Annotated in this window: 18 protein-coding genes and 1 pseudogene; 2 read left to right on the top strand and 17 right to left on the bottom strand. The window is 73.1% G+C overall.

Annotation, left to right across the window (positions count from 1 at the left end; translation table 11 throughout):
- Positions 1–15 precede the first annotated feature (15 nt).
- From ffh to ileS, 16 genes are all read right to left on the bottom strand, one after another.
- Positions 16–1,656, bottom strand: coding sequence for a signal recognition particle protein (gene ffh / locus HDG69_RS06845; RefSeq protein WP_171782932.1), 1,641 nt, complete (start codon positions 1,654–1,656; stop codon positions 16–18).
- A gap of 43 nt (positions 1,657–1,699) precedes the next feature.
- Positions 1,700–3,559 (bottom strand): [protein-PII] uridylyltransferase family protein, encoded by a 1,860-nt coding sequence (locus HDG69_RS06840; RefSeq protein ID WP_171782931.1) that lies wholly within the window; start codon positions 3,557–3,559, stop codon positions 1,700–1,702.
- Positions 3,560–3,564: 5 nt separating this feature from the next.
- Entirely contained in the window at positions 3,565–3,903 is a 339-nt protein-coding gene (locus HDG69_RS06835; RefSeq protein WP_171782930.1) for a P-II family nitrogen regulator, read from the bottom strand.
- Entirely contained in the window at positions 3,900–5,180 is a 1,281-nt protein-coding gene (locus tag HDG69_RS06830; protein ID WP_171782929.1) for an ammonium transporter, read from the bottom strand. The genes HDG69_RS06835 and HDG69_RS06830 overlap by 4 nt, the downstream gene beginning before the upstream one ends.
- 204 nt (positions 5,181–5,384) lie before the next feature.
- Positions 5,385–6,554 (bottom strand): signal recognition particle-docking protein FtsY, encoded by a 1,170-nt coding sequence (gene ftsY, locus HDG69_RS06825; protein ID WP_171782928.1) that lies wholly within the window; start codon positions 6,552–6,554, stop codon positions 5,385–5,387.
- Positions 6,555–6,593: 39 nt separating this feature from the next.
- The gene (locus HDG69_RS06820) at positions 6,594–6,926 is read right to left on the bottom strand and encodes a hypothetical protein (protein WP_171782927.1); all 333 of its coding nucleotides are present in this window, start codon (positions 6,924–6,926) and stop codon (positions 6,594–6,596) included.
- 11 nt (positions 6,927–6,937) lie between these two features.
- Positions 6,938–10,513 (bottom strand): chromosome segregation protein SMC, encoded by a 3,576-nt coding sequence (smc, locus tag HDG69_RS06815; protein WP_171782926.1) that lies wholly within the window; start codon positions 10,511–10,513, stop codon positions 6,938–6,940.
- A gap of 161 nt (positions 10,514–10,674) precedes the next feature.
- Positions 10,675–11,115, bottom strand: coding sequence for a nucleoside-diphosphate kinase (gene ndk / locus HDG69_RS06810; RefSeq protein ID WP_171782925.1), 441 nt, complete (start codon positions 11,113–11,115; stop codon positions 10,675–10,677).
- A 23-nt stretch (positions 11,116–11,138) separates the two neighbouring features.
- A complete protein-coding gene (locus HDG69_RS06805) occupies positions 11,139–11,582 on the bottom strand; it encodes a DUF4233 domain-containing protein (protein WP_343036292.1) in 444 nt (147 codons plus the stop codon).
- Positions 11,579–13,264: an MDR family MFS transporter gene (locus tag HDG69_RS06800; protein ID WP_171782924.1), complete on the bottom strand. Its 1,686-nt coding sequence runs from the start codon at positions 13,262–13,264 to the stop codon at positions 11,579–11,581. The genes HDG69_RS06805 and HDG69_RS06800 overlap by 4 nt, the downstream gene beginning before the upstream one ends.
- Before the next feature lie 85 nt (positions 13,265–13,349).
- Positions 13,350–13,943 carry a TetR family transcriptional regulator gene (locus HDG69_RS06795; protein WP_171782923.1) on the bottom strand — a complete coding sequence of 198 codons (594 nt, stop codon included), beginning with the start codon at positions 13,941–13,943 and terminating at the stop codon, positions 13,350–13,352.
- 58 nt (positions 13,944–14,001) lie between these two features.
- Complete coding sequence (dhaM, locus tag HDG69_RS06790) at positions 14,002–14,772, bottom strand: dihydroxyacetone kinase phosphoryl donor subunit DhaM (protein ID WP_171782922.1); 771 nt, start codon at positions 14,770–14,772, stop codon at positions 14,002–14,004.
- Positions 14,769–15,383 (bottom strand): dihydroxyacetone kinase subunit DhaL, encoded by a 615-nt coding sequence (gene dhaL, locus HDG69_RS06785; RefSeq protein ID WP_171783224.1) that lies wholly within the window; start codon positions 15,381–15,383, stop codon positions 14,769–14,771. The genes dhaM and dhaL overlap by 4 nt, the downstream gene beginning before the upstream one ends.
- A gap of 32 nt (positions 15,384–15,415) precedes the next feature.
- Complete coding sequence (gene dhaK, locus HDG69_RS06780) at positions 15,416–16,411, bottom strand: dihydroxyacetone kinase subunit DhaK (protein ID WP_171782921.1); 996 nt, start codon at positions 16,409–16,411, stop codon at positions 15,416–15,418.
- Between the two features lie 81 nt (positions 16,412–16,492).
- Positions 16,493–17,902, bottom strand: coding sequence for a bifunctional folylpolyglutamate synthase/dihydrofolate synthase (locus HDG69_RS06775; protein ID WP_171782920.1), 1,410 nt, complete (start codon positions 17,900–17,902; stop codon positions 16,493–16,495).
- Positions 17,899–21,222 (bottom strand): isoleucine--tRNA ligase, encoded by a 3,324-nt coding sequence (gene ileS, locus HDG69_RS06770; RefSeq protein ID WP_171782919.1) that lies wholly within the window; start codon positions 21,220–21,222, stop codon positions 17,899–17,901. The genes HDG69_RS06775 and ileS overlap by 4 nt, the downstream gene beginning before the upstream one ends.
- A gap of 575 nt (positions 21,223–21,797) precedes the next feature.
- Between ileS and HDG69_RS06765 the strand changes: the two genes are divergently transcribed.
- Positions 21,798–22,703 carry an alpha/beta fold hydrolase gene (locus tag HDG69_RS06765; protein WP_171782918.1) on the top strand — a complete coding sequence of 302 codons (906 nt, stop codon included), beginning with the start codon at positions 21,798–21,800 and terminating at the stop codon, positions 22,701–22,703.
- Here HDG69_RS06765 and HDG69_RS18910 read toward each other — a convergent pair.
- Positions 22,667–23,242 (bottom strand): annotated as a pseudogene (locus HDG69_RS18910) (ArsR/SmtB family transcription factor); the annotation flags it as partial. The gene HDG69_RS06765 and the pseudogene HDG69_RS18910 overlap by 37 nt on opposite strands.
- Before the next feature lie 147 nt (positions 23,243–23,389).
- On the opposite strand from HDG69_RS18910, the gene HDG69_RS06760 reads away from it, so the two are divergent.
- A complete protein-coding gene (locus HDG69_RS06760) occupies positions 23,390–24,745 on the top strand; it encodes an MFS transporter (RefSeq protein ID WP_171782917.1) in 1,356 nt (451 codons plus the stop codon).
- The last annotated feature ends 7 nt before the right edge of the window (positions 24,746–24,752 follow it).

Raw genomic sequence — 24,752 nt, 5'->3', positions numbered from 1 at the left:
CAGCCTACCGGGGCGTCAGCGACCGCCGCCGAGCAGCTTGCCGAGGTCACCGGGCAGCTCGAGGTTCTCGAGGTCCCTCGCGCTCGGCTGCTCCTCAGGCTGCGACGCCATCCCGAACGCCGACCCGGCGGGCGCGGACTTCTTGGCCCCGCCGCCGAGAGCCCGCTGCATCGCCTCGCGCTCCTGCTGGGCACGCTTGGCCGGGTTGCCGGACCTGCCCTTGACCTTCTTCTTGGGCTGCTGCTTGCCGCGCGACTTCTTGCCGCCGCCCGGCATCCCCGGCATGCCCGGCATGCCACCGCCCGGCATCCCGGGCATACCGCCGCCCTTGGCCATCTGCCGCATCATCTTCTGCGCCTGCGCGAACCGGTCGAGCAGGCCGTTGACGGCGGCGGTCGTCTGGCCGGCGCCCCGGGCGATCCGGGCACGACGCGAGCCGTTGATGATCTTCGGGTTGTCCCGCTCGGCCGGGGTCATGGACTGGATGAGCGCCTGGACGCGGTCGACCTCGCGCTCGTCGAAGTTCTCGAGCTGGTCGCGCATCTGCGCCATGCCGGGCATCATGCCGAGCATCTTCTTCATCGACCCCAGCTTCTTCATCTGCTGCATCTGCACCAGGAAGTCGCTGAGGGTGAAGTCCTCGCCACCGGCGACCTTCGCGGCCATCTTCTCGGCCTCGTCGGCGTCGAACGCCTTCTCGGCCTGCTCGATGAGCGTCAGCACGTCGCCCATGTCGAGGATGCGCGAGGCCATCCGGTCGGGATGGAAGACCTCGAAGTCGGTCAGCTTCTCGCCCGTGGAGGCGAACATGATCGGCCGACCGGTCACCTTCGCCACGGACAGCGCCGCACCGCCGCGGGCGTCACCGTCGAGCTTCGACAGCACGACGCCGGTGAAGTCCACGCCCTCGGCGAACGCGTTCGCCGTGGTGACGGCGTCCTGCCCGATCATCGCGTCGATGACGAACAGCACCTCGTCCGGTGTGATCGCCGACCGGATGTCCGCGGCCTGCTGCATGAGCAGCTCGTCGACGCCGAGACGGCCGGCGGTGTCGACGATCACGATGTCGTGCTGCTTCGTCCGTGCCTCCGCGACCCCGTCGCGCGCCACGCCGACGGGGTCGCCCACCAGGGCGCCGTCGGCCATGTCGTGGTCGGAGGTGTTGCCAGGGTGCGGGGCGAAGACGGGCACGCCGGCACGCTCGGCCACCACCGACAGCTGGGTCACCGCGTTGGGCCGCTGCAGGTCCGCCGCGACGAGCAACGGGGTGTGCCCCTGCTCCTTGAGCGCGAGGGCGAGCTTGCCCGCGAGCGTCGTCTTGCCCGCGCCCTGCAAGCCCGCGAGCATGATGACCGTCGGCGGGGTCTTGGCGAGCTGGAGCGACCGCGTCTGCCCGCCGAGGATCCCCACGAGCTCGTCGTTGACGATCTTGACGACCTGCTGCGCCGGGTTCAGCGCCCCGGAGACCTCAGCACCCAGCGCGCGCTCGCGCACGGCCGCCGTGAACTGGCGCACCACGGGCACGGCGACGTCCGCGTCGAGCAGTGCGCGCCGGATCTCGCGGACGGTCGCGTCGATGTCGGCCTCGGAGAGGCGTCCCCGGCCGCGCAGGTTCTTGAAGGTCGCGGTGAGCCGGTCCGACAGGGAGTTGAACACCAGGTGGTCCTCTTCACGGGGGGATGACGTGCGGTCCCCTAGCCTACCGGCCCCCTCCGATCTCCTCGGACGCCGACGTCGCCTCCTCCAGCGCGATGCGGGCCGCACGGGTGAGCTGGTCCACCAGGCTCGCCCGCCACCCCGTCCAGCCGGCCGGGCCGAGCGACGACGAGTCGCTCTCGGTCAGCGCCCGGAGCACCTCGAGCAGGTCGCGCCGGTGGTCGAGGGCCTCCAGCAGCTCGCGAACCGTCCCGGGATCCTCGGGATCGGCGGTGGTGGCGAGCCTCGACAGCGTCAGGTGATGGCGCACCAGGGTCTCGACGTCGGCGGCGAACGACTCGTCGAACCCCATGCGCAGCACGATCTGCGTGACGATGCGCGCGCCCTCGACCGAGTGGTCGGAGTGCTCGGCCCGGCGTCGCTTGCCGATGTCGTGCAGGACAGCGGTGATCAGCAGCAGGTCCGCAGGCAGGTCCCTGGCGGCGACCCCCCGGGCGAGCTGCTGCTTGCGCACCGCCGCGGCCAGGGAGGCCGTCTCGACCAGGTGCCGGTCGACCGTGTGCCGGTGGATGGCCGCCCGTTGCGGCTTGTTGCGCACGTCCGCCCACTCGGGGATCCAGGTCGTGACGGCCCCGGCCAGGTCGAGCGCCTCCCAGACGTGCACCTGCGCCGGACCGGACCCGAGCAGGGTGAGCAGGTGGCCGCGCGCCGTGCGCGGCCACGGCTCGGGCAGCGCCGGGCACTCGGCCAGCGAGTGCACCGTGACCGGAGACAGGGCCAGCCCGGTGCGTGCTGCCGTCGCGGCGGCTCGCAAGGACAGCATCGGGTCCTCCGCGGGCTGGGCGGTCACACCGAGGACGAGCTCGCCGTCGTGCTCCACCAGCCCGTCACCGACCGACCGCAGCCGCGGTGGCTGGCGCCTCCCACGGACCAGCACGGGCTTGCGTGCCGCCGGTCGCTGCAGCGCCTGGCGGGCACGCCGGACCGTGGAGTCCAGCGCGAAGGAGATCTCCCGCCCCGCCTCTGCCAGGCTCGCCAGCAGCTCGTCCGGGTCGTCGTACCCGAGCAGCCCGGCCACCTCGTCGAGGTCGGCCAGCAGCAGCCGGGTCGATCGACGCCGCGTGACGACCTGCAGCGCGTCCCGGACGTCGAGCAGGTGCGCGTACGCGGTGTCGACCCGCCCGTGCGGGCGGTCGGTCAACCAGGTCGCCGCGAGGGCGGACAGCACGACGGCGTCACGGATGCCGCCCCGGGCCTCCTTGAGGTCCGGCTCGATGAGGTAGGCGAGCTCCCCGGACCGCTCGGCCCGCTCGCGCACGCTGGACAGCAGCTCCGGCAGCCGGCGGCGGGACGCGGAGCGCCAGTCGGTGAGGATGCCCGAGGCCGCCCGGTGCACGACGACGGCGTCCCCCGCCACGGGGCGCACGTCGAGCCATCCGACGGCGGCCGGCAGGTCCCGGCTCGCGAGCTGGCGGGTCTGGTTGAGCGACCGGACGGCGTGGTCGATGTCGACCCCGGAGTCCCACAACGGGTACCAGAGCCGCTCGGCGACGGCGGCCAGCGCGTCCGGCTTGTGCGAACGGCCGTCGTGGATCAGCACGAGGTCCAGGTCGGACAGCGGCCCGAGCTCGCCACGGCCCAGCGAGCCGACGGCGGCCAGCGCCAGGCCGGCCGGGTCGACGTCTGCCGTCGCCTCGGCGTAGAGCAGCGCGAGCCGGTCGGTGACGATCTGCTGGAGGGTGGCGCGCCGGGCGACCCCGGAGCGTCCGGGGCCGCTGAGGTCGGCGGCGGCGGCGAGCAGGTCCGCGCGCAGCCCGACGACAGGGCCCCGCACCCCGGTGCCGGGGTGCGGGGCCCTGTCGTGGGGCCGTGCGGGACCGCCCGTGGAGGGCTGGTCGGTCATCGGCGTCAGAGCGCGGCGTCGCCGTGCTCGCCGGTACGGACACGGGCGACGTCGTCGACCGGGACCGTCCAGACCTTGCCGTCGCCGATCTTGCCGGTCTGGGCGGCGCCCACCACGACGTCGACGATCGACGGGGCGTCCTCGGACGCGACGAGGATCTCGATGCGCACCTTGGGCACCAGGTCGACGGTGTACTCCGCGCCGCGGTAGACCTCGGTGTGGCCCTTCTGCCGGCCGTAGCCGCTGGCCTCGCTGACGGTCATCCCCCGGACGCCGGCGGCCTCCAGGGCCGACTTCACGTCGTCGAGACGGTGGGGCTGGATGACTCCGGTGACGAGTCTCATGAACGGACCTCCTTGATGACGGAACCCTGCTGGATCGTCTCGTACGCCGTCTCGCTGTGCACCGCGAGGTCGATGCCGCTGACCTCTTCGTCCTCGGAGATGCGCCAGCCCATCGTCGCCTTGAGCGCCAGACCGATGACGAGCGTGACGATACCGGCGAAGACGATGGCGATCACGGCGATGATCACCTGGACCCCGAGCTGCTCGATGCCGCCGCCGTAGAAGAGGCCTGTCTCGGTCGCGAGGAAGCCGAGCGCGACGGTCCCCCACAGCCCGGCGACCAGGTGGATGCCGACGACGTCGAGCGAGTCGTCGAAGCCGAACTTGAACTTCAGGCCCACGGCGAAGGCGGACAGGACACCGGCGATCGCACCGACCGCGATCGCACCGACCGGCGAGACGTCGCCGGCAGCCGGGGTGATGGCGACCAGACCGGCCACGACGCCCGAGGCGGCACCCAGCGAGGTGGCCGAGCCGTCCCGCAGCTTCTCCGTGATGAGCCAGCCGAGGATCGCGGCGGCCGTGGCCGTCGTGGTGTTGACCCAGGCGAGTCCGGCGGCGCCGTCGGCGCCGTAGGCGGAGCCCGCGTTGAAGCCGAACCAGCCGAACCAGAGCAGGGCGGCGCCGAGCATGACCAGCGGCAGGTTGTGCGGACGCATCGGCTCGCGACCGAAGCCCTTGCGCTTGCCGACGATGAGCGCCAGCACCAGGGCGGCGACTCCGGCGTTGATGTGCACCACCGTGCCACCGGCGAAGTCGATCGGGGCCGCGTCGCCGAAGACGAACGGCCCGTCGTCCGAGAGCAGGCCCCCGCCCCAGACCATGTGGGACATCGGGAAGTAGGACAGCGTCGCCCAGATGCCGGCGAAGACCATCCAGGTGCCGAACTTCACGCGGTCGGCGATGGCGCCGGAGATCAGCGCGACGGTGATGATCGCGAACGTCGCCTGGAAGCCGACGTCGACGATGATCGGCAGCCCGCCGTCGACGACCCACTCACCGGCGTCGTCCAGGACGCCGCCGCCGCCGAGGCCGAACTGCTCGAACGGGTTGCCGACGATGCCGCCGAAGCTCTGGTCGGCGTAGGACATCGACCAGCCCCACAGCACGTAGATGACACCGACGACCGCCATGGCGCCGAACGACATCATCATCATGTTCAGGACGGACTTGCCACGAACCATGCCCCCGTAGAACAACGCCAGGCCCGGCGTCATCAGGAGCACGAGGGATGCTGAGGTCAGCATCCACGCGGTCACTCCGGTATCCAGCTCCATCGTGTGTCACTCCCCTCGCCGGCCCGTGTGGCCGGTCGAGACCCACCGTGGCGGCGCCGGGTTTCATCCGGACGGAGGTGGTGTTACAACCGTGTGACAGACCTCTCACCCGCGTAAACATCGGGTTTCCGTCCAGACTGCGAGACGATCTGACCCTGTCGTGATCTTCTCGTGATCAGAACGTGACCGGCGTCGGGCGTCCGTTCAGCCGAGGAGACCGTCGACGAAGTCCTCCGGGTCGAACGGTGCCAGGTCGTCCGGGCCCTCGCCGAGACCGACGAGCTTCACGGGCACCCCGAGCTCGCGCTGCACGGCCACCACGATGCCGCCCTTGGCGGTCCCGTCCAGCTTCGTGAGCACGATGCCGGTCACCCCCGCGACCTCACCGAAGACCTTCGCCTGCTGCATCCCGTTCTGCCCCGTGGTGGCGTCCAGGACGAGCAGGACCTCGCCCAGCGGAGCCTCCCGCGTGATGACCCGGGTGATCTTGCCGAGCTCGTCCATGAGACCGGCCTTGTTCTGCAACCGCCCGGCGGTGTCGACGAGGACGACGTCGACGCCGTCCCGTGCGCCGGTCGCCACCGCGTCGAAGGCCACCGCGGCCGGGTCGGCCCCCTCCCGGTCCGAGCGCACGGTCTCGACGCCGACGCGGGCGCCCCACGTGGTGAGCTGGTCGGCGGCAGCGGCACGGAACGTGTCGGCGGCGCCGAGCACGACGCTCCTTCCCTCGGCGACGAGCACCCGGGCGAGCTTGCCGACCGTGGTCGTCTTGCCCGTGCCGTTCACGCCCACGACGAGCACCACGGCCGGCTTGGTCGTCCCGTCGACCTGCTGCGGCGTGGTCGCCAGGGTGCGGTCCATGGTCGGGTCGACGACGGTCAGCAGCTCGGCGCGCAGCAGCTCACGCACCGTGGCGGCGTCCTTCGCACCCTCGACCCGCACCCGGGTGCGCAGCGCCTCCAGGAGCTCCCCGGCGGGACCGGCGCCGATGTCGGCCAGCAGGAGGGTCTCCTCCAGCTCGTCCCAGTCGTCCTCGGTGAGGTGGTCCCGCGACAGGACAGTCAGCAGGCGGGCACCGAGCGGGGAGCCGGAGCGGGCCAGCCGGTCGCGCAGGCGGACCATCCGTCCGGCGACCGGGGCCGGCGTCTCGAGCGACGGGGCGGTGGGAGCGGGCGCTGTCGGCACGACCTGCGGACCCGGCGCGGTGGCCGGGTCGGTGGTGCGCTCCGGCTCCTGCTCGACGGCGGTGCCGCCGTCGGGCCCGGAGGTGCGGGAGCCGCCGCGACGACGCAGCCGGGGCACGACGAGCGCGGACCCGGCGGCCGCGACGAGAAGGACACCGAGAACGATCCAGAGCCAGAGAAGGTCAGTCACGGTCGCCCAGTCTCCCAGACGAGGACGCCGTCGGGGACGTCAGGCGCGCGAGGCGTCGCCGTCGGCGCGCGGGGTCCCGTGGAACGGCGTGCTCACACGGTGCTGGGCGCGCTGCAGCACGTCACCGAGCTCGTCGGCGTCGACGTAGGCGGGAGCGGCCTCCACCGCACCGGCGAAGAACGCGTCCATGTCGGTGTCGACCGGCTTCGGGGCGGCGGTGCGACGGCGACGGCTCAGGCCGGCACGGAAGTCGCGCAGGAAGGCGCGCACGCCACGGACGTCGTCGTCGTCACGCTTCTCCATGACGTTGGCGACGAGGAAGACGGCCGCCGCCACCAGGAGCGACACGAGAATCCACACGACCAGGCCCATGACGCTCATTGTCACCCGACCTCCGCCGTCTCACGCAGTCTCTGCGAGATGACGGTCGTCACACCGTCACCGCGCATCGTCACGCCGTAGAGCGCGTCCGCGATCTCCATCGTGCGCTTCTGATGGGTGATCACCACGAGCTGGGAGTCCTCCTGCAGCTCGCGGAAGATCTCGAGGAGGCGACCCAGGTTGACGTCGTCGAGCGCTGCCTCGACCTCGTCCATGACGTAGAAGGGGCTCGGGCGGGCCTTGAAGATGGCCACCAGGAACGCCACCGCCGTGAGCGACCGCTCCCCTCCGGACAGCAGCGACAGCCGCTTGACCTTCTTCCCGGCGGGCCGTGCCTCGACCTCGATCCCCGTGGTGAGCAGGTCCCCGGGTTCGGTGAGCACCAGCCGCCCCTCACCGCCGGGGAACAGCCGGGAGAAGACCCTCTCGAACTGCGCCGCGGTGTCCTGGTACGCCTCGGCGAAGACCTGCTGGACGCGTTCGTCGATCTCGGCGACGATCTGCAGCAGGTCCTCGCGCGAGCCCTTGAGGTCGGCGAGCTGCTCCGTGAGGAACCGGTGCCGTTCCTCCAGCGCGGCGTACTCCTCCAGGGCCAGCGGGTTGACGGTGCCGATGCGCTTCAGCGCACGTTCGGCGGCGGCCAGGCGCTTCTCCTGCTCGGCGCGGACGTACGGCACCGGTTCGGGGTCGGGGTCGTCCTCGGCCGCGTCCACCGGCCGAGGCACCGGGACGTCGCGGTGCGGGCCGAACTCCTCCACCAGCGTCTCGGGATCGGTGCCGGTCTCCTCGACCGCCCGCGCCTGCAGCTGCTCCAGACGGGCGACCTGCTGAGCGCGGGCTACCTCGTCACGGTGCGCGACGTCGGTCAGGTCGCGCAGCTCGCCGGCGAGGCGGTCGGCGTCGGCCCGTACCGCGTCCAGCTCGCTGCGCTGCGCGTCCCGCTCGGCCTCGGCGGCCGCTCGCTCGTCCGCTGCGCGCTGGGCAGAGACGGCCAGGGCGTCCAGCGCGGTGGCCACGTCGGCGCGGACCGCCACCGCCCGGTCGGCCTCCGCTGCCCGACGCACCGCCCGGGCAGCGGCCTGCTCCCGCGCCCGGCGTTCCTGCGCCGCCGCCCGGGCGAGCCCCTGCGCCCGGCCGGACACGGCGCGGGCGCGCTCCTCGGCGGTCCGCAGCGCCAGCCGTGCCTCGGTCTCCACCTGGCGCGCCCGGGCCGCCTCGACCTGGGCGGCGTCCCGCGCGCGGGTCGCGGTGGCGGCGTCGAGCTCAGCAGCGTCGGCCGAGTCCTGGCCCTCGGCCACCTCCAGGCGCCGGGCGAGCTCATCGAGCTCGATGACGTCCGCCCCACGGCGCTCTGTCGCCTCGGCGAGAGCCGCCCGGTGCCGCCCGGCCTCCTTCTGGGCGCTGGCGCGGGCCGCGCCCAACGTCCCGAGCCGTTCGGCGACGGCGGCCATCGCGGCGTCGGACTCGTGGAGCCGCTCGAGCGTGGCGTCGTGCCGCGCCTGCGCGGTCTCGAGGTGAGCACGGGCCTCCGTCAGCTCCTCGCGAGCACGTGCACCGCGGCCGAGCGCGTCGTCGAGCCCGGCACGGGCCTCGTCCAGCGCGCTCGTCAGGTGCAGGACGCTGGGCGCGGCGGCCGACCCGCCGGACGCCCGCGTCGCGGCGAGCAGGTCGCCGGCCCGGGTGACGGCGACCAGCCCCGGTCGCCCGGCGACGAGAGCTCGTGCCTGGGCGAGGTCGTCGACCACGACGACGTCGCAGAGCACCTCGCGCAGGGCTCCGGCGGCCGGACCCGCGGTCGTCACCACGTCGGCCGCGTACCGGGCCCCCTCGGGCAGGGGGACGTCGGGGCGGGGCCGCGCGCCGGCGTCAGACCCACCGACGACGAGCCCCGCGCGGCCGGCGTCGTCGTCGCGCAGCAGCCGCAACGCGTCGACGGCCGCCTCCAGGCTCTCGACCGCGACGGCGTCGGCCAGCGGACCCAGGGCGGCGGCGACGGCCTCCTCGTAGCCGGCCTCGACGCCGAGGAGCGCCGCGACGGAGCCCAGGACGCCGGCCGGGTCGGCGGCGAGCAGCGCTCCCGCACCGTCCTTGCGGTCGAGGCTCAGGCTGAGGGTCTCGACCCGCGCGGCCCAGGTCGAGCGGTCCGTCTCGGCCGTGGACGCCTGCTCCTCGAGCACGTCGACCGCTTCGCGCGCGCGGGCGAGGTCCTCCACGGCCTTCTCGTGCTCGGCGTCGAGCCCCTCCTCGCCGGCCTCGGCCCCCAGCACCTCACGCTCCAGCTCGACGAAGCGGCGCTCGGCGTCCTCGGCCCGGTGCTCCGCCTCGGCGAGCCCGGCCCGCACCCGCTCGATCTCGGCGTCGGCGGCCTCGACGCGGCTGCGCCGCGCGGCGACCTGTCCCGACAGCCGGGCCAGTCCCTCCCGACGGTCCGCGGCACCCCGCAGGATCGTGGCGAGCTCCTTCTCGGCGTCGGCGGCCGCCTCCTCGGTGCGGGTGCGGGCCCCGACGGCCTCCTCCAGCGTGCCCCGCGCGATCTCCACCTCTCGCTGGAGCTCGGCCTCGGAGGTCCGGGCCCGCTCGGCCTGCGCCTCGAGCTCGTCCGGGTCCTGGCCGCGGTGCTCGGGCTCGGCCGTGCCGAGGAGCCGGACCCGCTCGTCGGCGAGGGAGGCCAGGCCGCGCAGCCGCTCCCGGACGGCCCCGAGCGCGTGGAACGTGTCCGTGGCCCGGGAGGCGGCCTGCGTCGACGACGCGGCGGCGGCCTCGAGCCGCGCGAGGCGCTGCCGGGCTTCGTCGAGCTCCTTCTCGGTCTCCTGGCGACGCCGGGCGACGGCGGCCTCGTCCGCACGCTCCTGCTCGAGCTGGGCACCCAGCTGGGCGAGGTCGTCGGCGAGCAGCCGAGCGCGAGCGTCGCGCAGGTCGGACTGCACGGTGCGCGCCCTGCGCGCGGCCTCCGCCTGCCGCCCGAGCGGTCCCAGCTGGCGGCGCAGCTCGGCGGTCAGGTCCGTCAGCCGGGCGAGGTTGCCGGCCATCGCCTCCAGCTTGCGGAGCGCCTTCTCCTTGCGCTTGCGGTGCTTGAGGACGCCGGCAGCCTCCTCGATGAAGCCTCGACGGTCCTCGGGCGTCGCACGCAGCACCTGGTCGAGCTGCCCCTGGCCCACCACGACGTGCATCTCGCGTCCGATCCCGGAGTCGCTGAGGAGCTCCTGGATGTCCAGCAGGCGGCACGAGCTGCCGTTGATCGCGTACTCCGAGCCGCCGCTGCGGAACAGCGTGCGCGAGATCGTCACCTCGGTGTACTCGATGGGCAGGGCGCCGTCGGTGTTGTCGATCGTCAGGGACACCTCGGCACGGCCCAGCGGCGGGCGGCCCGCGGTGCCGGCGAAGATGACGTCCTCCATCTTCCCGCCGCGCAGCGACTTGGCGCCCTGCTCGCCCATCACCCAGGACAGGGCGTCGACGACGTTCGACTTGCCCGAGCCGTTGGGGCCCACCACGCACGTGATGCCGGGCTCCAGGCTCAGCGTCGTCGCCGAGGCGAACGACTTGAAGCCTCGGAGCGTCAGCGTCTTGAGGTGCACATGGCCGAGGGTATCCGCCGTCGGCCGGGAACCAGCGCATCTGCCCCGGCGTCGCCCGCCCCCGACCCGGTCGGAGTGTTGTGGGCGCGATTTCTGGCCCGGATATCAGCGCTCAAGCGACATACCGGGCCAGAAATCGCGCCCACAACACTCGGTGGTCGTCAGGGCTGCGGGAACCAGAGGCCGATCTCGCGCTCGGCGGACTCCGGTGAGTCCGATCCGTGCACCAGGTTCTGCTGGACCTTCAGCCCCCAGTCCCGGCCCAGGTCGCCGCGGATCGTCCCCGGGGCGGCCGCCGTCGGGTCCGTGGCACCGGCGAGCGAGCGGAAGCCCGCGATGACGCCCTGCCCCTCGGCCACGACCGCGAGGACGGGACCGGAGAGCATGAACTCCACGAGCGGTGCGTAGAACGGCTTGCCCTCGTGCTCGGCATAGTGCTGGGCCAGGACGTCGGGGGTGGCGTTCTTCAGCTCGACGGCCGTCAGGGTGTACCCCTTGGCCTCGATCCGCCGCAGGATCTCGCCGGACAGACCGCGACGGACACCGTCGGGCTTGACGAGGACGAGGGTGCGCTCAGGTGCAGGAGTGGTTGCGTCGGTCATGCCGCAAACCCTATCCGGACGGCTCAGGTGTTCGGCGCCGTCTCCGGGTGGGCGGCGTCGTAGGCCGCGCGCTCCCGGTCGATCCGTCCGCCGAGGCGCAACGACACCACCCACATCGCGACGAAGATCGCCCCGACCAGGAACATCATGGGCAGCAACAGTCCCAGCGCCAGCACCGGTACCTGGGCGACCGAGCCGGCCACGTAGCCGCCGGGGCGCGAGACCAGCCGCGACAGCACGATCAGCACCACGCACAGCACACCCGTGACCGCCCACACGGCGGCCGCCGAGTCCAGCACGAGCGGCCCGCGCTCGTAGGCGGAACCGCGCAGGCCGTGCAGCGCGAGCGCGGCGAACAGCACCGCGAAGGCCTCCAGCTGCAGCACCGTCGCCGTGAACTGCACCGTGGCGGACTTGCGCGGCTTGATCGTGTCCCCCGGGCGGGGCCGGTCGTCCTTCTTGCTCACCGGTCCACGATATCCGCCCTCGCGGCGTGCTCGCGTCCCGCGGGGGCACCGGCCGGCACGTCGTCCTCGCCGGAGACGTCGGCCGCCGCCGCCCGCTCGCGCGCCGCGACCTTCTCCGGGTCCTCGACGGCCTCGCCGCGCGCCACCATCCCGGCGACGTCGGACAGCTTGAGGACCGGCAGGAAAATCGCCATCACGAAGCCGACCACGACCAGCGGCACCAGGTACCAGAACGACGGGGCCAGGGCGTCGGCGTAGGCGTCGACGACACCGGTGTGCAGGGGCTCCGGCAGCTGGGCGACCAGCGCCGGGGTCAGGCCCGACTCCGTCCCGGCGTCGGCGGCACCCGGGACACCCGCGAAGACCGCGCCGAGGTTCTCCGTGAGCCGCGAGGTGAAGATCGTCGTGAACAACGCCACCCCGACGGAGGCTCCCACCTCCCGGAAGAAGTTGTTCGCGCTCGTCGCGGTGCCCAGCTCGCTCGGGTCGACCGCGTTCTGCACGGCCAGCACCACGACCTGCATGACCAGGCCCATGCCGGCACCGAGGGTGAAGATCATCGCGCCGAACAGCCACATCGGGGTGTCCCCGGTCAGCGTGGTCAGCCACACCATGCCCGCCGCGACGACCGCCAGCCCCACGACGGGGTAGGCCTTGTACCGCCCGGACCGGGAGACCGCGAAGCCCGAGACGATCGAGGTGAGCATGACGCCCGCCATCATCGGCAGCATCAGCCAGCCGGACTCGGTGATCCCGGCGCCGGTGGACATCTGCAGGAAGGTCGGCAGCATCGCCATCGCGGAGAACAGCCCCATGCCCAGCACGAGCCCGATGAGCGTGGTGAGGGTGAAGGTGCGGTTCTTGAACAGCCGGAGCGGGATCAGCGGCTCGGCCGCACGGTTCTCGGCGAGGACGAAGGCACCCACGGCCACCACGGTCATCGCGACGAGCCCGATCACCCGGGGCTCGCCCCAGCCGTGCTCACCCTCGGCGAGGGTCTCGGTGACCAGCACGACGCCGGTGGTGGCCACGGCCATCGTCACGATGCCCGCCCAGTCGACCGGTCGCGTCGAACGGTGCGAGGGGAGCTTGAGCGCGAACCACGCGATGGCGAAGGCCGCGAGTCCCACCGGGATGTTGATCCAGAACGCCCACCGCCAGCCCGGGCCCTCGGTGAGCCAGCCGCCCAGCAGCGGGCCGAGGACGGCGGAGACCCCGAAGAGGGCACCCAGCGGACCCATGTACTTGCCGCGCTCCGAAGCGGGCACGATGTCGGCGATGATCGACTGCGACAGGATCATCAGCCCGCCGCCACCGAGGCCCTGGACCGCCCGCCACAGCACCAGCGCCGTCATGGAGTCGGCCAGTGCCGCTCCTGCCGAGGCGACGGTGAACAGCCCGATGGCGACGAGGAAGGGCCAGCGTCGCCCGTACAGGTCGCCGAACTTGCCGTACAGCGGCATGCCGATCGCCACCGCGAGGATGTACGCGGTGATGACCCAGCCCTGCCGGGCGACGCCGTCGAGGTCGCCGACGATGGTGGGCATCGCGGTCGAGACGATGGTCTGGTCGAGCGACGACAGGAACATCGACGCCATGAGCGCGCCGAAGATCAGCCAGATCGTGCGCTGCGTGAGCACGACGACCGGCTTGTCGGGCGCCGGCGCGGGGGCGTGGGCCATGGAGGTACCTCGTTCGGGGAGCGGATTCGGAGGGCTGCTGGAGCGCCCGGGACGGCGGAGGGGGCCGGGGTGGCGTGCGGGGCCGTCAGGCCCGGCCGAGCGCGGCGAGCTCGGCCACGACGTCGTGCAGGTGGTCGGCGAGACTGCCGGAACGTCCGGTGCTCTCCCAGCGTTCGCCGGCCGCCCGCAGCGCGGTGAAGGTCGTCAGGGAGCACAGGTCCGCAGCAGCCGGCAGGGGGGCCGTCGCGGCGCGGGCGGCGAAGAGCTCGGTGATGCGCCCGCGGTGCCCCTCGATCCACACGACGTGCCGGGCCAGGAGCCGGGGCTCGGAGTGCATGAGCCCGAACGCCCGGTGCACGCGGCCCGGGTCGCCGACGCGCCCGACGAGCTCGAGCACGAGCCGTTCGACGTCGCCCCAGAAGCTGCCGGTGGGACCGCCCTCGACGAAGGCCAGGACGAAATCCTCGCCGAGCCGCAGGGCGGTCTGGCCCAGCACGGCGTCGTCCTTGGTGTCGAAGTAGTTGAAGAAGGTCCGGGCGCTGATCCCGGCGACGTCGGCGATCTCCTCGACCGTGACCGCGTCCAGGCCGCGATCGAGCACGAGCGACTGCGCGGCGTCGACGATCGCGTCCGCGCGCTCCTGCTTCTTGCGCTCGCGCAAGCCCGGTTCGGTGGTCACGGGAAAAGTTTGCAGCGTGTGCAACTTTGCAGTCAATGCAAGATTTGGGTGACCTACGTCACGCCTCGCCGAACCCGCCCTCCACCAGCCCCACGACGACGGCGACCGCGGCCTGCGCCTGCTGGCCCCGTGAGGTGACGGTCACCACGTCGCCCGCCACGGTCCCGAGGGACATGAGCTGCAGCACGCTCGTGGCGTCCGCACCGTTCACCGTCACCGGCGCGCCGAGGTCCGCCACCGCGCGGGCGACGACGGCGGCCGGACGGGCGTGCAGGCCCAGCGGGTTGCGCACGGTGACGGTCGCGCTCACCTCGTCCACGGCGCCCGACGCCGGCGGGCCCGGCGCGGGCACGGCCTCGCCCGCCGCGCGCGTCGCGGCGATCGCGGGGCTGTCGCCCGTCGCCGCCGTGTCCGCCTCGACGACCTGCCACACCGGGTCCGGACCGATGGACCGCACCGCGCGCTCGGCCGCCTCGGCCACCGCCTCGAGATCCGCGCCCTGCTGCGCGGTCACCGCCGCCGCGACGGCCCCCTCGACGAACGGCGCGGAGACCAGCCGGCTGCGCGAGGGCAGGTCGGCGTCGAGCTCGAACGCCGACTCCACCGTGAGCACCGCCGAGCCGAGATCCGCCAGCACCACCACCGCGTCAGCACTCTCCAACGCTGCCGCCAGCGCCTCCTGCACACGATCCAGGGAGGTACCCAGCCCACCGTCAAGGTCACCGGCCGCGCACCGGACCACGACGTCCGGCGCCATCTGGCCGGCGAGCTCGGCCACGCCGTCGGCCAGCCGCGCCGAGTGCGAGACGAGGACGAGGCCGACGCTCACGCGCCAGGCCCCTGCAGGGCCCTGACGGCGGCCGCCAGCACGATCGCCGTCGAGCGGGCGCCCGGGTCCTCGGTGCCCGCGCTGCGCTCGCCGAGGTACGAGGCCCTGCCCTTGGTCGCCACCCACGGGATCGTCGCCCGCGCGCCGGCCTCCGCGGCGTCCGCGGCCGCACGCCACGTGTCCCCGACGTCGTCGGTGGTGCCCGCCACCCGCTCGGCGGCCTCGGCAGCGGGCTGCCAGGCGTCCACCATGGTCTTCTCCCCCGACGCCGCCTTGCCGCGGGCCACGATGCCCTCGAGCGCGGCGTCCAGCAGAGCGACGACGCCCGAGGCGTCGAGCACGGCCCGGTCGGTCACCTTGGACGCGCGCAGCAGCGCCGTGCCGTACAGCGGTCCCGCGGCGCCGCCGACCGTCGACATCAGGGTCGTGGCCGCCAGCCGCAGCACCTGCCCCACCGTCTCGCGCGGCGCGATGGCCGGGTCGCCCAGGCGCTCGGCCACAGCCCGCAGCCCGCGGTCGAGGTTGACGCCGTGGTCGCCGTCGCCGATGAGGCGGTCCAGCTCCGTCAGATCGTCCCGCGCTGCCGCGACGTCCGCGGCGGCGGTGTGCATCCAGCGTTCGGCCCAGTCGACGTCCAGCACGCTCACCAGCGTAGCGCCGTCGTCCGGACCGGAGCGTCCCACAGCGCGGTCAGCTCCTCGTCGAGACGCAGGACGGTGACCGACGCCCCCTGCATCTCCAGCGACGTCACGTAGCTGCCGACCAGCGAGCGCGTGACCTCGACGCCGCGCTCGACGAGCAGGTCACGGGCACGGGCGTACACGACGTACAGCTCGCTCGACGGAGTGCCGCCCATGCCGTTGACGAAGAGCAGCACCTTCTCGCCCGCTGCGAGGTCCAGGTCCTCCACCACCGGTTCGACCAGCCTCCGCGTGATGTCGAGGGCGCCCGACGCCTGCACCCGGTGCCGACCGGGCTCGCCGTGGATGCCGATGCCCACCTCGACCTCGTCGTCGGCCAGGTCGAAGCTCGGCCGCCCCACGTGCGGGACCGTGCAGGCGCTCAGCGCCACCCCCATCGACCGCACGCGGGACACGACCCGCTCCGCCAGCGCCGTCACGGTGGCCAGGTCGTCACCCCGTGCGGCCGCCGCACCGGCGATCTTCTCCACGGCGAGGGTGCCCGCCACGCCGCGCCGGCCGGCGGTGTACAGCGAGTCCTCCACGGCGACGTCGTCGTTGACGACGACGCTGCTCACCTCGACGCCCTCGGCCTGCGCCAGCTCGATACCGGTCTCGAAGTTGAGCACGTCACCGGTGTAGTTCTTCACCACCGCGAGCACACCCGCGCCGCCGTCCGCCGCGACGATCGCGGCGGCCACCTGGTCCGCCGTCGGCGACGTGAACACCGCTCCCGGGACCGCCGCGTCCAGCATCCCCGCCCCGACGAACCCGGCGTGCAGCGGCTCGTGCCCCGAGCCCCCGCCGCTGATCACCGCCACCTGGCCCGGTGGCGTGCCCGAGGCGCGCACCACGAAGGTCGGGTCCTCGTGGAGCGTCACCTCGTCGGCGTGCGCCTGCGCGAACCCGCGCAAGGAGTCCGTCACGGCTTGTGCCGGGTCGTCCAGCAGCTTCTTCACTCGGACCATCCCCTTCGGTCGTCCCTGGGACCATCCAACACCCGCGGCGGGTCAGTCGCAGAGTGCGCGGCCACCGGGGCGTCAGCCGCGGCCGAGCAGGACCCTGGCGTCCGCGACGGTGATGACCGACCCCGTCACGACGACACCCGTGCCCGTGCCGACGCCGACGACGTCGTCCACCTCGGCCAGGTCCGTCGCGAGCTGCAGGGCTGAGTCGAGCCGTTCAGCCGTGTGCACGCGGTCCTCGCCGAAGATCTCGCGGGCCGTCTCGGCCACCGCGAACGGGTCCGCCGAACGCTCCGAGGAGTTGCGCGTGAGCACCACGTGCGACAGCGCCGGCTCCAGCGCCGCGAGCAGGCCCTCGGCGTCCTTGTCGGCCATGACACCGACCACGCCGACCACCGAGCGCAGGCTGAAGGCCTCGCCCAACGCCGCGACCAGCGCCTCGGCACCGTGCGGGTTGTGGGCGGCGTCGACCAGCACCGTGGGGCTGGAGCGCACCAGCTCGAGGCGTCCCGGCACCGTCACGTCCGCGAAGGACGCCTCCACCACTCCCCCGTCCAGCGCACGACCGCCGAGCATCTGCTCGACGGCCGTCAGCGCCAGCAGGGCGTTGTGCGCCTGGTGCGCGCCGTGCAGCGGCACGAAGACGTCGGTGTACGTCGCCAGCGGCGTGCGCAGCGCCACCATCTGCCCCCCGACGGCGATCTGCCGGTCGGCCACGTCGAGCTCCATGCCCTCGCGCAGCAGCCGGGCGCCGACCGTCGCGGCCCGCTCGGCGAGCACCTCGTCGACCTCCGCGAGCTGCTCGGCCACGACGGCCGTGGCACCCGCCTTGATGATCCCCGACTTCACCTCGGCGATCCGGGCAGGGGTCGACCCGAGCCACTTCTCGTGGTCGACGCTCACCGGCGTGACCACGGCGACCTCGGCGTCGACGGTGTTGGTGGTGTCCCACGTGCCGCCCATGCCGACCTCCAGCACGGCGACGTCGACCGGCGCGTCGGCGAAGGCGGCGAACGCCAGGCCCGTGAGCACCTCGAAGAAGTTCAGCCGGGACTGCCCCGACTCCTCGAGCTCGGCGTCGACCACCTGGACGTACGGGTGGACGTCCTCCCAGACCTCGACGAACCGTGCCGCGCTCAGGGGCTCGCCGTCGACGCAGATGCGCTCGGTCACGCTCGTCAGGTGCGGGGAGGTGAACAGGCCGGTGCGCAGCCCGTGCTCGCGCACGAGCCGCTCGGCCATCCGGGCGGTCGACGACTTGCCGTTGGTGCCGGTGAGGTGGATGGCCCGGAACGACCGCTGCGGGTCGCCGAGCAGCTCCAGCAGGCGGGCCACACGGTCGATGGTCGGCGACACGTCGTGCTCGGGCGCCCGGGAGACGATGTGCGCGTAGACGCGCTCCAGGTCCTCGCGGGCGGCCGCGTCCTCGGCCGCCTCGCGGGCGGCCTTGCGCTCGGCAGCCTTGACCTTCTTCGCGTCGCTCATGCGTCGTCCCCCTCGTGCTTCGTGACGCGGACAGCACGGGACTGCCCGTCGACCCCCGTGACCGTCATCGCGACGGCCAGCGTCTCGCGCATCACCAGCTCACGGTGCGCCTCCACGTCGACCTCGTGCCCGGTCGGGACGTCGAGCTCGAGGGCGATGCGGTCGCTCACCTCGAGCCCGGCGGCCTTGCGGGCATCCTGCACGTCGCGCACGACGTCGCGGGCGTAGCCCTCGGCGCGCAGCGCGTCGTCGAGCGCCAGGTCGAGGACGACGAACCCGCCGCCGGGCAGCACGCTCGCCGCGACGTCCTCGCCCGCCTCCTCGCCGACCACCGTCGTCAGCTCGTACTCCGGCGCGAGCAGCGGGACCTCGCCGTCGGCGGTGGCGACCACGACGCCCCCGGCCTCGTCCTTGTGCCAGGCACCCGACCTGGCGGCCTTGATCACGGCCTGCACGCCGCGCCCCAGGCGCGGGCCGGCAGCGCGGGCGTTGACCGCGAGCCGCTCGGTGATGCCGAACCGCTCGGAGGCCTCGGCGTCGGCGGTCAGCAGCTCCACGGCCTTGACGTTGAGCTCGGAGGTGAGCAGGCCGACGTAGTCCACGAGCGCGGCCGGGTCGGGCACCGCCACGGTGAGGCGTGCCAGCGGCTGCCGCACCCGGAGCTGGTTCGCCTTGCGCAGGGCCAGGGTGGTCGACACGACGGCGCGCACCTCGTCCATGGCCGCGACCAGGGCGTCGTCGCGCACCAGTGCCGGGGAGTTACCCGTGGTCGGCCAGTCGGCCAGGTGCACCGACCGGCCGCCGGTCAGGCCGCGCCAGATCTCCTCGGTCAGCAGCGGCGCGAGCGGCGCCATGACCCGGCAGAGCGCCTCCAGCGCGGTGGACAGGGTGTCGAAGGCGTCGGCGTCCTCGGCCCAGAACCTCGTCCGCTGGGTGCGCACGTACCAGTTGGTCAGCACGTCCAGGTGCTCGCGGACGGTCTCGCAGGCGCCGGAGATGTCGTAGGCGTCGAGCTGCGCGGTGACCGTGACCACGAGGTCGTGCGTCCGCGCCAGGAGGTAGCGGTCCAGGGCCGGGAGCCCTGCCACCCGCTCGGGCGCGACCGGCCTCGCGACGTAGCCTGCGCCGTCGGGCCCGGAGGCGCTGTTCGCGTAGAGGGTGTGGAAGTAGTACGTGCTCCACAACGGCAGCAGCACCTGGCGCACCGCGTCACGGATCCCGTCCTCGGTGACCACCAGGTTGCCGCCGCGCAGGATCGGCGAGGCCATGAGGAACCAGCGCATGGCGTCCGAGCCGTCGCGGTCGAACACCTCGGACACGTCCGGGTAGTTGCGCAGCGACTTGCTCATCTTGCGCCCGTCGGAGCCGAGCACGATGCCGTGCGAGACGGCGGTGCGGAAGGCCGGGCGGTCGAACAGGGCGGTGGCCAGGACGTGCAGCGTGTAGAACCACCCACGCGTCTGGCCGATGTACTCCACGATGAAGTCGCCCGGGTAGTGGTGCTCGAACCAGTCCGCGTTCTCGAACGGGTAGTGCACCTGGGCGTACGGCATCGAGCCGGAGTCGAACCAGACGTCCAGGACGTCCTCGACCCGGCGCATGGTGGACCGGCCCGTCGGGTCGTCCGGGTTCGGGCGGGTCAGCTCGTCGACGAACGGGCGGTGAAGGTCAGGCTCTCCGGCCGCATTGCGCGGCAGCCGGCCGAAGTCACGCTCGATCTCGGCGAAGGAGCCGTAGACGTCGGTACGCGGGTACGCCGGGTCGTCGCTCTGCCACACCGGCACGGGCGACCCCCAGAAGCGGTTGCGGGTGATCGACCAGTCCCGGGCGTTCTCCAGCCACCGGCCGAACTGGCCGTGCTGGATGTGGTCCGGCGTCCAGGAGATCTGCTCGTTCAGCTCGAGCATCCGGTCCTTGATCTTGGTGACCTCGACGAACCACGAGGACACCCCCATGTACATCAGCGGCTGGCGGCAGCGCCAGCAGTGCGGGTAGGAGTGGTCGTAGGACTCGCGGCGCAGCAGGACCGTGCCGGAGCTGACCGAACCGGCGTCGGGCTCGCCGCGGGTGGTGGCCTTGAGGTGGTCGATGATCGGCAGGTTCGCGTCGAAGACCTGCAGCCCGGCGTACTCGTCGACGGGGTGCGTGAACTTCCCGTCGGCGCCCACCGGCATGACCGAGGCCACGCCCTCGCGGTCGCAGACCATCTTGTCGTCCTCGCCGAAGGCACCCGCGGAGTGCACCAGACCGGTGCCGTCCGTCGTCGTGACGAAGTCCGCGGCCACGACCCGATGGGCCCGCTCGCGCCCCTCGTAGTAGGAGAACGGCGGACGGTAGACGGCCTCGAGCAGGTCGGCTCCCGTGAGGCGGCCCACGACGCGGGGCTCGTCCGCGCCCTCGTCGGTCAGCTCGCGGGCGTAGTGGCCCAGGCGCGCCTCGGCGAGCACGTAGCGCTGCGCCTCCCCGGTGTACGTGGACTCCACGACCACGTAGTCGATGTCCTCGCCCACCATGACCAGCAGGTTGGACGGCAGGGTCCACGGCGTCGTGGTCCACACGAGGAGCTTGTCGCCGGGGCGCACGGCGTCCGAACCGCCGTCGGGCACCGAGACCACCTCGAAGCCGACGGTCACCGCCGGGTCCTGGCGGTTCTGGTAGACGTCGTCGTCCATGCGCAGCTCGTGGTTGGACAGCGGCGTCTGGTCGTTCCAGCAGTACGGCAGCACCCGGAAGTCGGAGTACACCAGGCCCTTGCGGTAGAGCTCGGAGAACGCCCACATGACCGACTCCATGTAGTCGGGGTTCAGGGTGCGGTAGTCGTGGTCGAAGTCGACCCAGCGCGCCTGCCGGGTGACGTAGTCGCGCCACTCGGAGGTGTACTTCAGCACCGAGCTGCGGCAGGCGTCGTTGAACGTCGAGATGCCGAGCTCGAGGATCTCGTCCTTGGTCTTGATGCCGAGCTGGCTCATGGCCTCGAGCTCGGCGGGCAGGCCGTGGGTGTCCCAGCCGAACCGGCGCTCGACACGCTTGCCGCGCATCGTCTGGTAGCGGGGCACCACGTCCTTGGCGTAGCCCGTCAGCAGGTGGCCGTAGTGCGGCAGGCCGTTGGCGAACGGCGGGCCGTCGTAGAACACGAACTCGTTGTCGCCGTCCTGCCCGGCGTCGTTCTTGTCCACCGAGGCGCGGAACGTGTCGTCCGACGCCCAGTAGGCCAGGACGTCCTGCTCGATCTCGGGCAGTCGCGGGGAGGCGGGGATGCCGAACGCCTCGCCGGGGGTGCTCCCGGACGACGGGACGGAGCGGTGCAACGGGTAGGCCATGGGTGGGCTCCTGGGACGAGCGACGGGTACGACGACGGCACTGCGGCACGAGGACGACGTCGGCTCGCCCGCCGCCCGGTTCTCGGACGTCGCGCGGACCGTGCCGCGGTACCACCCCGCTTGCGGACCCCTCACGTCGAGGATCGGGGTCCACCACTCGTTGACGGCTGTGACGGGCCTGCCCGTCCGGTTCTACTGGGAGCGACGAGTCGCTCTGTTCTTCCGGAGGCTCACCGGTGATGGCCGGGTCGACGCCTGTGCTGTCGATGATAGCGAGCCCGTGCAAACCGCCGGTCAGCCGGCGGAGACCAGGCCGCCCGCACCGGCACCCAGCAGCTCGCCGGGGCGCACGGGCGCCCTGAGGCCGCGAGCAGCAGCGAGACGGCACTGCCCTGCACGACGGGACCGGCACCGAGGCACCGGTCGGCGTCCACGGCTTGAAGGCGCAGCATCCCGAGCGGACGCCGGACGTCTCACCAGGACAGACCGGTTGTCGCCGCCGTCCTCCTCGCCGCCGAGGCCAGTAGTCCGTACGCTTTGCCCGACATCCGACGACTTCGAAGGGGCTCCTGCCGATGACGACGCCCGCGCTGACTCTCCGGCGGGACGGCGTGAGCCTCGCCGTCACCGACCGCGGCGGCGACGGCCCGCCGGTGGTCCTGCTGCACGGCCTGGCAGGCAGCTCGCGCGAGCTCCTGCCGACCGCGGACGCGCTCACCGACCGCTTCCACGTGCTCCTGGTCGACCAGCGCGGTCACGGACGCAGCAGCCGGCGGCCCCGCGACGTCTCCCGCGAGGCGTTCGTCGCCGACGTCGTCGCGATGATCGAGGAGCTGGACGCCGGCCCGGTGCGCCTCGTCGGACAGTCGATGGGAGCGCACACGGCCTTCCTCACCGCCTCCGCCCGCCCCGACCTGGTCGACCGTCTCGTCATGCTCGAGGGGCACGTCGCCGGTGACGATCCCGGCGCGGCGCGTGCGATCGGTGAGTTCTTCGCGTCCTGGCCGTCCGTCTTCGCCGACGAGGCGGCGGCACGAGCCTTCCTCGGAGAGTCCCCGCTCGCGGACGCCTGGATCGCCGACCTCGAGAGGACCGTCGGGGGGCTGCGCCGGCGGTTCGACGCCGACGTCATGGAGGCCGTGATCGCAGCGGTCCACGTCCCCCGGTGGGACGAGTGGGCGGCCCTGACCACACCGACGCTCGCCATCTTCGCCGATGACGGCCTGTTCACCGCGCAGGCCAAGGACGAGCTGATCCGTCGCCGCCCCTTGACCCGACGGGTCGACCTCGCCGGTGCGGGCCACGACGCCCACCTCGACGCGCGCGACGACTGGATCGCCGTGCTGCGTGACTTCCTGGGTCAGGAGCTGACGACCGGGAGCCGCGCCGCCTCCCACTCCAGCACGCCGTCGGCCAGCCGCCGGACGACGCGGCCCCGGTCACGCAGCGTCCGCACGGCGTCGTGGGCCAGGACGCAGTAGGGGCCGCGGCAGTAGGCGACGACCTCTGTCCCGGTGGGCAGCTCGTCGAGGCGTTCGGCCAGCTCGTCGTACGGGATCGACACGGCCCCGGGCAGGTGCCCGCCGGCGTACTCCTCGGCCGGGCGCACGTCCAGCAGGGTGACGCTGCCCTCGTCGAGACGACGGAGCAGCTCGTCGCGGCCGATCTCCTCGGTGTCGTCCGGCCCGAGGAAGGCCTCGGCAGCCGGCGACAGACCAGGTGACCTGGCCTCGGCAGCGCGCTGCAGCTGCAGGTACAGCCCGGCGACGTCGGGGCCGGCGAGCCGGTAGTAGACGCGGGTCCCCTCTCGTCGGGTCGCGACGAGGTTCGCCCGACGGAGCGCCTGCAGATTGGCCGAGACGGTCGTGAGGTTCATGCCCGACGTCGCCGCGAGCGCCTCGACGGAGCGCTCGCCCTGGGCGAGCAGGTCGACGAGCTCGAGGCGCTTGGCGTTGCCGAGCGCCCGCGCCACGTGCGCGAACTGGTCGAACAGCAGCTCCTTCTCCTCGCGCCGACCCATCGTCGTCTCCCTCGCTCTGCCGCACCGGACGCGCGCGTGCCTGCCAGGAACCGTCGAGTTCCCGTCGCCCGTCGGTTCGTCGTGGACAGGCGCCCCGTTCGTCGCCTACCGTTGAATCCACTATTCCATGGATCTTTGGAGAATGAAATGGGCGCACGCCCCGACCCCACCGCGGTCGACGACGCCGCGCCGCCCACGACGGTGCCCGACGCCCAGCAACGCCGGACGGTCCTCGTCCTCGTCCTCGCGCAGGTCCTCTCTGGTGCCGGGCTCGCCGCCGGGATCACCGTCGGCGCCCTGCTGGCTGCCGACATGCTCGGGGCGACCAGCTTCGCCGGGCTGCCCGCCGCGCTGTTCACCGCAGGGTCTGCGGCGGCCGCGCTCCTGGTCGGCCGCTTCTCCCAGCGGTGGGGCCGCCGCACCGGCCTGACCTTCGGCTACCTCACGGGGGCTGTCGGCGCGGCGGGCGTCGTCGTCGCAGCCGTGCTCGACGACGTCGTGCTGCTCTTCATCTCCTTCGCCGTCTACGGGGCAGGCACCGCGACGAACCTGCAGGCCCGGTACGCGGGCGCCGACCTCGCGGCGCCCGAACGACGCGGACGAGCCGTCTCCACGGTGCTGGTCGCGACCACGGTGGGCGCCGTCGCCGGCCCCAACCTCGTCGGCGTGATGGGCGACCTCGCAGCCGGCTGGGGCATCCCGCCGCTCGCCGGGCCGTTCCTCCTCGGCGGCGTCGCCTACGCCGCGGCAGGCGTCGTGCTGTGGGTGCTGCTGCGACCGGACCCGCTGCTGCTCGCCCGCGAGCGGGCCCAGCGCGCCGCCGTCGCGGCGCGACCCGCACCCCACCCCGTCGCCCCGTCGGAGCCCGGCTCGACGGCGACGGTCGCGCCAGCGTCCACGCCGGTCGAGCCCACCGACCGCCAGGTGCGCCGCACCGTGCTGCTCGCCGGGACGATCATGGTGCTCACCCAGGGCGTCATGGTCGCCATCATGACGATGACGCCCATCCACATGCAGCACCACGGGCACGCCGTGGCCACCGCGGGGTTCGTGATCGCCGTGCACGTCGGGATGATGTACCTGCCCTCGCCCCTGTCGGGGTGGCTGACCGACCGCTTCGGACCGATCCGCGTGGCCGTCGCGGCCGCGGCCACGCTCCTGGCCGCAGGGCTGGTCTCGGCGTTCGTCCCGCCGTCGTCGGTGGCCGGCCTGGCCGTCGGCCTGGGCCTGCTCGGGCTCGGCTGGAGCCTCGGGCTGGTCTCGGGCACCGCCCTGCTCACCACGTCGGTGCCCCTGGCGACCCGGGCTCGCACGCAGGGGTCGGTGGACCTGGCCGTGGCGCTCGCCGGAGCGGCGGGCGGGCTCGGGTCCGGGTTCGTCGTCGCCGGGTCCAGCTTCGCGGCCCTCTCCCTCGGCGGGGGCCTGCTCGCGCTGCTCGTGCTGCCGGTCATCGCCTTTGCCGGCCGCGCACCGCACCGAACGTCTCGGTCCGGAGCGGCATGACACCGCG

This window comes from Isoptericola halotolerans (assembly GCF_013149785.1).
GTDB classification, from domain to species: domain Bacteria; phylum Actinomycetota; class Actinomycetes; order Actinomycetales; family Cellulomonadaceae; genus Isoptericola; species Isoptericola halotolerans.
The sequence above is the reverse complement of the archived record's forward strand: the minus strand, read 5'-3'. Positions and strand labels throughout refer to the sequence as shown.